The sequence below is a fragment of the Cryobacterium sp. TMT1-2-2 genome (assembly GCF_004403505.1).
Taxonomy (GTDB): Bacteria; Actinomycetota; Actinomycetes; order Actinomycetales; family Microbacteriaceae; genus Cryobacterium; species Cryobacterium flavum.
The window spans coordinates 46,641-57,003 of the sequence record NZ_SOGS01000005.1; the positions used below are offsets into that span (position 1 = coordinate 46,641).

Consider the following 10,363-nt stretch of genomic DNA (forward strand, 5'->3'; position numbering starts at 1 on the left):
CGACGTGGTAAACGAGGCAAGGAGCCGCAGGTGGTGGATCGAACGATCGCGGTGGGCGCGTGGGAGTCCCTGTTTCGGGCCCAGGTCGCCATCATGCGCAGTCTGGCGTCGAATTTTCCCTCCAAGGAAATCTCCCTCAACGAGTACGACGTGATGTTCAACTTGTCTCGGCAGCCGGACCGGCGCATCCGCTTGCGTGATCTTAACCAGCACGTGCTGCTGACGCAGCCGAGCGTGAGCCGGCTCGTGGACCGCCTCGTCTCGCGCGGCTATGTGCACAAGCACACCGACCCGACCGACGGGCGCGGCGCCATCATCGAGCTGAACGATGCCGGCCTCGCGCTGTTTCGGCGGGTCGCCGTTGATCACATGAGGTCGATTGCCGAGCGGATCGGAGAGACGCTCAGCGAAACCGAGCTGGAGCAGCTAACCGTGCTGTGCGACAAGCTGCGCATCGATTGTCCCAGCGACGACGGGGCGGGCCAGGGCTAGGCGAAAGGTGGGGCGATGGAACGAGGGCCCTACCCCTCGTCCCACCGAGGCAGTCCCTCGCAGGAATGCCTTCCTCACCGGGCGCCCGAACATTGCCCGGTGAGAAACTCGGGCGCAAGCACGTATCGGATCTTTGAAAGATAAAACGAATACAGACTCGTTGAGTTTTGCTCACGTCTGCCGATCGTATCCCAGCTTGGGGGTGGAAAGCCTAATCTTGCGCAACCACACAGCATCCCGTCTACTCTGACACTATGACTTCTCTCGCCGGCTCATCCATTCTCGTCATCGGTGCCACCGGCGGTTTGGGCCGTGAGATCGCGCGACTCCTGAGCGCGGATGGCGCCCTGCTCACCCTGCACGGTCGCCATCCGGAACGCATCAGCGAGACCGGAATCGCCGGAGCCCCCGTCACCGGCGACCTGCGGGATCCGGGCACGGCCGCCCAGCTCGTGGCCGCGGCCCTGGCCGCTCATGGCCGCCTCGACGGAATCGTGAACGCTGCCGGACTCGTCGCCTTCGGACCGATGGCTGAGGTCTCGGACGAAACGATCGATGCTCTTCTGGCGGTCAACGCGACGGCACCCATGCGCCTGCTTCGGGCCGCCTATCCCGCCCTGGTCGAATCCTCCGCCGCGCATCGCGATCCGTTCTTCCTCACTCTCAGCGGCGTGGTGAGCGAGAGTCCGACTGCGAACATGGCGGCGTACTCGGCGTCGAAGGCCGCCCTCGCGGCATTCGGCAAGGCGGCGGGCCGGGAATTGCGGCGGGACGGCATCCGCTTTCTCGATGCCCGACTCGGGCATACCGAAACCGGACTGGCGACGCGACCGATCCAGGGGTCAGCGCCACGGCTGCCCACGGGATACAGCCCAGCGAATGTCGCCCGTCGCTTGGTCGACGCGATCATCGCCGGCGAGCGCGACCTGCCGAGTACCGCTTTCGCCGGGTAGGCCTACCAGCGGGTACGCGCACGCTCCTGGGCGACAACCGCGTCGCGGTCCGCGAGCCGCCTCAGACCGGCTAGTGGCTGAGCCATGCGGTGATTACCCCGGATGCGCGGTTCCACGCGATCGAGGAACGCCCAGTAGCCAGCCGTGAATGGGCAGGCCTGTGGGCCCAGCCTGATTTTCGGATTGAACCGACAGCTGCCGCAGAAATCCGTCATCTTTGCAATGTAGGCGCCACCCGAGGCGTAAGGCTTCGTGGCGACTATTCCGCCGTCCGCGTGCTGGGACATACCCACAACGTTTGCCGGCATAACCCACGGCGTTCCGTCGACGAAGGCATTGATAAACCAATCCGACAGCGCCGACGGCTCATATCCCCTCTGAAGCGACCAGTTGCCGAGAATCATCAGACGTTGAATATGATGCGCCCACCCGGTGCGGGACACTTCATCGAGCACGTGACTCAAACACCGCGCTTCGACGGCAGCACCATCCAACTGCAGGAACGCTGGCGGCAGGGACTCGTGGGCGGCGAGGAAGTTGCTCCGGGCAACGTAGTTCTCACCGAGGTGCCAGTACAGGTGCCAGACCCAATCCCGCCAGCCCATGATCTGGCGCACCACCGCCTCAACGCTCGCCAGCGGCACGCCACCGGCACCGTAGGCGGCGACGACAGCGTCGATGACCTCCTGCGGGTGCAGGAGGCCCAGGTTGAGTGGCACGCTCAGCCGCGAGTGTGCCATCGTGCTGTCTCCGGTCAGCGACGCGTCCTCAAAGGGCCCAAAGTCTGACAAACGGGTGTCAATGAAATCATCGAGCGCCGCGAGCGCTTCCGCGCGGGTCGCCGCGAAACGACGCGGACCATCCGCTCCGATCAGGTGCACTCGGCCGTCCCTTACGAGCTCGTCGAGGTCGCGACGAACGTCGTCGTCGATGTCATCCTCCACCGGAGCCCACGGGTCGGGCAGGCCGAGACCGACCGCATTTCGCGGGGGCGCCTGTCGATTGTCGTGATCGAAGTTGAAGCGGCCGCCCTCCGGCTCCGGTCCCCGCATTAGGACGCCCGTTTTCGCTCGCACGTGTCGGTAGAACTGCTCCATCACGAGTCGGGATGCCGGTCGTCCGTCAGCCCAGCGAGCAAAGTCCTGCTCGCTCGTCACGAACCCCCTGCTGGGCAAAACGGATGCCCCCAATTCGGCGACCAGGGCGCGCGCACCCCACGACGTGGGGTTGATCACCTCCAGTTCGCGACCGGCGAGAACGTCCCGATAGTGCTCTGCGCGCAGGAACTCGACGCGATCGCCCAACTCGCGGGCTCGGTGGCGAAGCGCACTCAAGATGAGGTGCGCCTTGGCCCGGTGATACGTGCGGCGCTCGAGAACGGCAGACGCCTCAACCAGCACAATCGGCCCGCCGTCGTCGTAGTGCGGGCCGAGTTGGTCAGCAAACAGGAAGCGGGGAAGGGACACGAGACCGATTCTACGTAGGTTGCGTCGGCCTGGCCAGATTCTCACAAAAAAGCCCCGCTCGACGTAACGTCAAACGGGGCTGAATCTGTGCGCCCGAAGGGATTCGAACCCCCAACCTTCTGATCTAGGGTCGTGGTTTTTGCCACTATTTAATACCGATCAGCAGCGTTCAGGTTTAGCGGTCTGATCAGGCTTTTGTGGACTCCCGTTGCCAATTGCGGCACTGGTCCGGGAGCCCCATAGTGGCGAACGCAATGTGGCGCATGGCGGGCCAAAGTGGCGAACCGTCTTCACCTGCCGCGACGGCGACATCGCCAGCCGCCGTCGCGCTTACGGTAGCAAACACGGGATTCGAGCAGTGCGCCCGCCAACATCGGGATTCCAAGACCCATGGTCTCTTCCATGTAAATACGGATACTGCCTTCCGTATTTTTAAGAAAAAGGCAATGATGAGGTCATCATCCTCTCCGAAGATCCGGTCGCGGCACGCACCTGGCGCTCCGGATACGCCAGCCTCGCGCAAACCTACGCCGACCTGTGGGCGAGCCCAGGATGGCAAGCCGCCGAGTTCACCCGTGCGCTGAAAGCAAAACTATTCACCGACGCCGATTGGGAGCAACGCACCAGTGCCTAACCTCTACGAAGACGAGAACGGAGTCATCCGCGCACTCGTCGACCGGCTGGGTCACGACCTCGAGCTGGTGGTCCGACCTCGAGAAGGTCGTTCAGCCCAGCGCAGAAGCTGACGCACCTCGCCGCGTAAGACGCGGCTATCAAGAACCACAAGGGCGGCGCCTATCTGCGCACCGAAGGGCTGTATACCTCGCAGATCACGGAATGGCGCAAGCTGCGTGACGCCGGTGCTCTTGCGGGGAAAAAACCCGGTGAGAAGATTGGCCGGTTAACGCCGGAGCAGGCGGAAATCGCCCGGCTGCGCCGCCAGCTGAGCAAGACCGAGCAGCGCCTCGAGACGACGGGGTGGCGTTGGAGATCATGTCAAAAATGCACGAGCTACTCGAAAGTCTTTCGAAGAGCTCGCGGGACGAAACACCGTGCGCGTTGCCGTAATGACCGCCTACCGCGAACTGGCCAGCCGAGGAACCTCCACTCGCGTCGCGGCCGATCTGGTCGGGATGCCCCGAGCGATTCAGTACCAGCCACGCACCAAAGATTCTGTCCATTCCCGCGACGGCATGGATCAACAAACCCGCCGACAAACCCACCGAGCACGACGGGCTCGAACTAGCCGCCTAAACTCCCACTGGCCTCATTCACCTTGATAAATTCCGCTGCGTCCGAAAAACTTCCGCAACCACAGAGCGTCGAGTGCGCGATGGCGTTAACGGGCGAGACCGGCCAGCCCCGAGGGGGTCGACCGGTCTCTTCGTAACTAACGGGTGCTACTTGGTGAGCTGAGACAGCTCGGGGTTCTCCGCGTACGCCTCGACAGCGTTAGCCGCGGTAACGATGACTGGCGTGAGCAGGTCAGCGGGGACGATCTTGTTGCCGTTGTCATAAGACTTGGTGTCGTTGACGGTGGGCTTGTCGCCAGACTGCAGAGCGGATGCCATGGCGATGGCTTCTTTGACCAGCGCGCGGGTGTCCTTGTAGATGGTCGAGTACTGTACGCCGGACATGATCAGCGGGATCGAGGCGGCCTCGGAGTCCTGACCAGTCACGACGGGGAGCTCAGCCTGGCCGGCATCCTGCACCGAGGTGATGATGGCGCGGGCGAGGGTGTCGTTCGGCGAGAGGACGCCGTCGACGGACTCGGTCTGGTACGTGCCCTGCATGAGGGTGTCCATGCGACGCTGGGCATTCTCCGGCTTCCAACCGTCGGTTGCCGTCTGGCCAATGTCGGTCTGGCCGGAGACGATCTTCAGGGTTCCGTCGTCGATCTTCGGCTGGAGTACGTCCATGGCGCCGTTGAAGAAGACCGCGGAGTTCGAATCGTCGGCGGAACCTGAGAAGAGCTCTACGTTGTAGCTGGTCTTGTCCGGGAACTTGGCGGCCATGCCGTCGAGGAGAGCCTGTCCCTGGAGCTGCCCAACCTTGAAGTTGTCAAACGCGACATAGTAGTCAACGTCGTCGGTGTTCAGGATGAGGCGGTCGTACGCGATAACGGTCACGCCCGCGGCCTTGGCGTCAGCGACCTGGGTGCTGAGCTGCGCGCCGTCCTTGGCGCCGATAATGATGACCTTGGCGCCGTTGGTAACCATGGTGGAGATCTGCTGCTGCTGGTCGGCGACCGCGTTGCTGGCACCGGCGTACTGCACGTCGCCCTTGAAGCCAGCGTCGGCTAGTCCCTTTTCGAAGAGGCTGCCGGCGAGGACCCAGTTCTCACTGGTCTTGTCGGGAAGTGCGACGCCGATGAGGGAGTCGGCGCTGAAGCCACTGGCGGGCGCGTCGGTTCCTGCCGCGCTGCCGCGTCCGGTGTCGGAGGAGCAGCCGGTGAGGCCGAGTGCTGCAACTGCCATGACGGCGGTCGCAGCAAGAAGGATCTTCTTCATGAGGTTGTCTTTCTTTCTGTGTGTGGTGGTGAAGGGTGGAAGTTTGAATCAGTGGGTGAGAATTAATTCTTGAGGTCGGCCGGCACCGCGGTGTCCGGCGTTCCGCCGCCCGGCGTGACCTGCGCTGAGGTGGAGTTGTCGGTTAGCCCTTGGCCGCTCTTGTTGCGCGTCATCAGCCCGATGATCGACGGACGTCCCTGTGACTTGTTGTAGACGTCGACGCCGACGGCGATCAGGAGTACGAGGCCCTTGATGATCTGCACGAGGTCGGACTGGATGCCTTTGAGCGCCAGTCCGTTCGACAGCACGGCCATCACGAGTCCACCGATGATGGAGCCGGCGACGGTTCCGATACCGCCGGAGACCGCCGCGCCGCCAATGAACACCGCGGCAATCGCGTCGAGCTCCCAACCGGTTCCGTCGAACGGTCCGGAGGCCTGCGAGCGAGCGACGAAGATCATGCCGGCCAGCGAGGCCAGTACCGACATGTTCATCATCACGAAGAAGTTGACGCGCTTCGAATTGACGCCCGACAGCTCAGCCGCGTGCTTGTTGCCGCCGACCGCGTAGATGTGGCGTCCGATGGTCGTACGGTTCGTGAGGAACGAGTACGCCACGACCAGCACGGCGAGGATGATGCCGGAAACCGGGAAGCTCGTGCCAACGCGACCGGTGGCGAACAGGTAGGCGGCCACCAGGACGACGCCGCCGAGGATGAGGACGCGGAGCACACTGAGCCAGACGGGATCGGATTTCGCGCCCATCACCTTGCGGGTGCGGCGGCCACGCACCTCGAGGCCGATGAGGATCAACACGACGAGAATTCCGAGGAGCATCGTGGCATTGTTGACGCCGAAATTCGGCCCGAACTCGGGGAGGTAGCCCTTGCCAATGCCCTGGAAGCCCGTGCCGACGGGCACAGTGGCCGAGTCGCCGATGAACTGGTTGCCACCGCGCCAGATGAGCATGCCAGCCAGTGTCACGATGAACGCCGGGACCCCGATATAGGCGACCCAGAATCCCTGCCAGGCGCCGATCAGCGCACCGACAACGATGCCGAGGATAATCCCGGCCCACCACGGGAAGTTCCAGTCCTGCATGGCGAGGGCAACGATGATGCCGGTGAAGGCCGCGACCGATCCGACCGAGAGGTCGATGTGGCCGGCGATGATCACCATCACCATGCCAATCGCCAGGATCAGGATGTAGGAGTACTGCTGCACGATGTTGATGATGTTGCCGGGCTGCAGCGTCTTACCCCCCGTCCAAATCTGGAAGATGATGATGATGACGACGAGGGCACCGAGGATGCCGAACTGCTTGAGGGAACCACCGCCGCCGAACAGTTTCTTCAGGTCACGGATGTTGGATCGGCCGCTTTTCTCAGTATCGGATGCGCTCATTACGCGACTACTTTCTGTGAGTCCGAGGTCATGCTGCGCATGAGGGTTTCGGGATCGGCCTGGGCGACCGGGAGTTCGTTGGTGATTTTTCCTTCAAAGATCGTGTAAATGCGGTCGGAGACGCCGAGGAGTTCGGGCAGCTCAGACGAGATCATGATGATGCCAGTGCCCCGCGCAGCGAGGTCGCGGATGATCTGGTAGATCTCGGCCTTGGCCCCCACGTCGATGCCACGGGTCGGCTCGTCGAGGATCAGCAGGTCTGGATCGGTGAACATCCACTTCGCCAGCACGACCTTCTGCTGGTTTCCGCCGGACAGCTTGGTGACACCCTCCTCGACTGTGGGGGTTTTGATGCGCAGGCTCTTGCGATACTCCTCAGAGACCCGCGTCTCCTGCAACTCGTTCACCACGATGCCGCGGGAGATTTTGCCGAGCTTGGCCGACACAATGGAGCGCTTGATGGTGTCGAGCAGGTTGAGGCCGAGCGACTTGCGGTCTTCGCTCACGTAGGCAATGCCGTGGCCGATCGCCTCGGAGACGGTGCGCAACTTGATCTCCTCACCGTCCTTAAAGACCTGGCCGGAGAGGAACTTGCCGTAGGAGCGGCCGAACAAGCTCATCGCGAGCTCGGTGCGGCCGGCACCCATCAGCCCGGCGAACCCGACGACCTCGCCTCGGCGCACGGTGAAGCTCGAATTCTTCACGACGAGACGCTCGGTGGTGAGCGGATGCTGCACCGTCCAGTTGCGCACCTCGAAGAAGACCTGACCGATTTTGGCGGAGTGCTCGGGAAAACGATTCCCGAGCGTACGCCCGACCATGCCCCGGATGATGCGGTCTTCGTCGACGCCGTCGGCCTTCACGTCGAGGGTCTCGATCGACTTACCGTCGCGGATGATCGTGATCTGGTCGGCGATCTGCTCGATCTCGTTCAGCTTGTGGGAGATCATGATCGACGAAATGCCCTTACCCTTAAGACCGAGGATCAGGTCGAGCAGGTGCTGTGAGTCGTTTTCGTTGAGCGCGGCGGTGGGCTCGTCGAGGATGAGTAACTTCACGTTCTTGTTGAGAGCCTTGGCGATCTCGACGAGCTGCTGCTTGCCGACGCCGATGTTCTTGACCTGGGTGTCTGGGTCGTCATCGAGTCCGACACGGGCGAGCAGTTCGACCGAACGGCGCTGGGCCTCAACCCAGTTGATGATGCCGCCTCGGCCGGGCTCGTTGCCAAGGAAGATGTTCTCTGTGATCGAGAGCTCAGGGATGAGCGCAAGTTCTTGGTGGATAATGACGATGCCGGCGGCCTCGCTCTGCTTGATGTCGCGGAAGCGCACGACCGAGCCCTCGTAGACGATCTCGCCGTCGTAGGTTCCGAAGGGGTACACGCCGGAGAGCACCTTCATCAGCGTGGACTTGCCTGCACCGTTCTCGCCGCAGATCGCGTGGATCTCTTGGGCTCTGACGGTGAGAGACACCTTGTCGAGGGCCTTCACGCCCGGGAATTCCTTGGTGATGGACTGCATCTCCAGGATGGTGGGGTGACTGTTGTGAGACGTCTCCACGTCTGACCTCCTCGTCTGGCAGGACCACAATATTGTGCCCCATTTCTAGAATCTAAACCCCACGCCCGTTGTCGTCAACTTGTGAACACAAAAACATGGCAACGATCAGCTTAGGGCGGGGTGAATCCCCGAGTGTTGCAGCACGAGCGCCGCGCCGCCGAGTGCCTCGGCTCGCTCGCCCAGCGACGACATCACCAATTCCGTGGTCTCCACGATCATCGGCACGGCGTAGCGCTGGAGTCCGCGGCGGATCGGACTCAGCAGCATCTCGCCCAGATCGGCCAGCGGACCGCCGACAATGATGGTGTGCGGGTTGACGAGGTTGGCTATCGCAGCGATCGACCGGCCGACGGCGAAGCCGGCGTCGTCGACCACGCGGATGGCGCGTTCGTCGCCCGCGAGCACGAGGCGCACGATGTCGCGCGTGCGCACCGGCCGATCGAGGGCACGCGAGAGCATGTCAATCATGATGGCCGTCGAGGCCACCGTCTCAAGGCATCCGCGGTTGCCACAGCGGCACAGGAGCCCGTGCTCATGGATGGGAGTGTGGCCGATTTCACCGGTCAGACCGATGTGTCCAAGGAACGGTCTTCCGTTGAAGATGAGGCCAGCGCCGATGCCGGTGCCCACCTTAATGAAGACGACGGTGGGCGTGCCGGCGTGCGGACCCCAGGTGGACTCGGCGAGGGCGCCGAGGTTGGCGTCGTTCTCGAGGTACACCGGCAGCTCGAAGCTCTCCTCCACCATTCTGACCGTGACGCCGACCCACTCGGGCAGGATGGCACCTCTGACGACGGTGCCCGTGCGGCTATCGATGGGCCCGGGCACGCCGACGCCCACGCCGAGCACGGCCGAGCGTTGCACGCCAGCTTGCAGGAGCGTGGAGGTGAGCAGGTTGGCTGCGATGTCGAGCGCCTCGGCCGCCGTGTAGCCGAGCGGGATCTCGACGTCCTTCTCGCCGATCACCCGGTAATCGACCGTGGCCACGATGATGCGCACATGGCGGCGCCCGAAGTCGATTCCGACCGAGACCGCGCCGTCGGTCGACTTCAGGCTGACCAGCTGGGCACGCCTGCCGGAGCTCGTGGTGGGCGACGTCGAGACCAGTCCGCGCTCGACGAGCACTTTGACGATGTTCGAGACCGTGGCGTTAGAGAGCCCCGTATTGCGGGCGATATCGGCCTGCGTCGTGGGTCCGGAGGAGACCAAGTTGGATAGGATTCGCTGTTGGTTCGACAGTCGAAGGGCGCTCTGCGACCCTGGGTTCCTTGTTGGTCGAACCGGCATGTATCCAAGAGTGCCGCATTTTGACGATGTCGTCAATAAATGAACGCACACGTGGCCTTGTCATCGACGATGACGAGGCCACGTTGCAGAGGAGTACCTGTTTCGTGAGATTTTGAACGTTCTTCGCTGAGCTCCCGTCAGTGAAGGAACCCGCCGGTTTGAGGAAGTTTCGCTCTACCCTTGACGGGCTGCTACTCCAACCCTCGTTGCAAGGCCTGTAAACGAAAAAACCCCGCCTTACAGGCCTAAGGCCTGATGAGACGGGGTTTATCTGTGCGCCCGAAGGGATTCGAACCCCCAACCTTCTGATCTAGGGTCGTGGTTTTCGCCATTATTCGACGTTGATCAGCAGTGTTCAGATTTCGCAGCCTGGTAGGCGTCCAAAGGATCCGATTTACCGCGTAGACGCCGCGCTTGACGGTTGGGTCGGTTGACCTCGTGAACGGGGAGTCCTGCTGTCCTTAGAACTCGACTCAGTTCGGCCCCATAACTGCCGGTTCCTTCGACGCCCACGCCGATGACCAGACCGAAGCGGGTGATGAAGGCGAGGATCTTCCGGTAACCGGACCCGACCGCCAGGAACTCTTCAGCAGCTAGGTGTTTGCCGTGCTCGTCGATCATGGCGACGTAGTGAGTATCGGAGTGCGTGTCGACGCCGACGATGACATTCGGTATCTCTGTTGCCATGATGAA

Annotated in this window: 8 protein-coding genes; 2 read left to right on the forward strand and 6 right to left on the reverse strand. The window is 62.7% G+C overall.

From position 1 onward, the window contains the following. Positions 1-30: 30 nt before the first annotated feature. Positions 31-492, forward strand: a complete 462-nt coding sequence (locus E3T35_RS03935; RefSeq protein WP_370449092.1) for a MarR family winged helix-turn-helix transcriptional regulator — start codon at positions 31-33, stop codon at positions 490-492. Between the two features lie 254 nt (positions 493-746). After that, the gene (locus E3T35_RS03940; protein WP_134377921.1) at positions 747-1,445 is read left to right on the forward strand and encodes an SDR family oxidoreductase; all 699 of its coding nucleotides are present in this window, start codon (positions 747-749) and stop codon (positions 1,443-1,445) included. Positions 1,446-1,447: 2 nt separating this feature from the next. Here the strand turns inward: E3T35_RS03940 and E3T35_RS03945 are convergent, their stop codons facing one another. The 6 genes from E3T35_RS03945 to E3T35_RS03970 all read right to left on the reverse strand — a co-directional run. Then, on the reverse strand, positions 1,448-2,911 hold the full coding sequence (locus E3T35_RS03945) for a cryptochrome/photolyase family protein (protein WP_134377922.1): 1,464 nt from the start codon (positions 2,909-2,911) through the stop codon (positions 1,448-1,450). A 1,400-nt stretch (positions 2,912-4,311) separates the two neighbouring features. Then, entirely contained in the window at positions 4,312-5,421 is a 1,110-nt protein-coding gene (locus tag E3T35_RS03950; RefSeq protein ID WP_092338736.1) for a sugar-binding protein, read from the reverse strand. A 62-nt stretch (positions 5,422-5,483) separates the two neighbouring features. After that, positions 5,484-6,824 carry a multiple monosaccharide ABC transporter permease gene (mmsB, locus tag E3T35_RS03955; RefSeq protein WP_370449091.1) on the reverse strand — a complete coding sequence of 447 codons (1,341 nt, stop codon included), beginning with the start codon at positions 6,822-6,824 and terminating at the stop codon, positions 5,484-5,486. After that, a complete protein-coding gene (gene mmsA / locus E3T35_RS03960; RefSeq protein WP_092338734.1) occupies positions 6,824-8,344 on the reverse strand; it encodes a multiple monosaccharide ABC transporter ATP-binding protein in 1,521 nt (506 codons plus the stop codon). The genes mmsB and mmsA overlap by 1 nt, the downstream gene beginning before the upstream one ends. Before the next feature lie 144 nt (positions 8,345-8,488). Continuing rightward, positions 8,489-9,670 (reverse strand): ROK family transcriptional regulator, encoded by a 1,182-nt coding sequence (locus E3T35_RS03965; protein WP_134343847.1) that lies wholly within the window; start codon positions 9,668-9,670, stop codon positions 8,489-8,491. Between the two features lie 345 nt (positions 9,671-10,015). Then, positions 10,016-10,363 (reverse strand): IS110 family transposase (locus tag E3T35_RS03970; protein WP_241988723.1); only part of this gene is annotated, 348 nt, incomplete at its 5' end.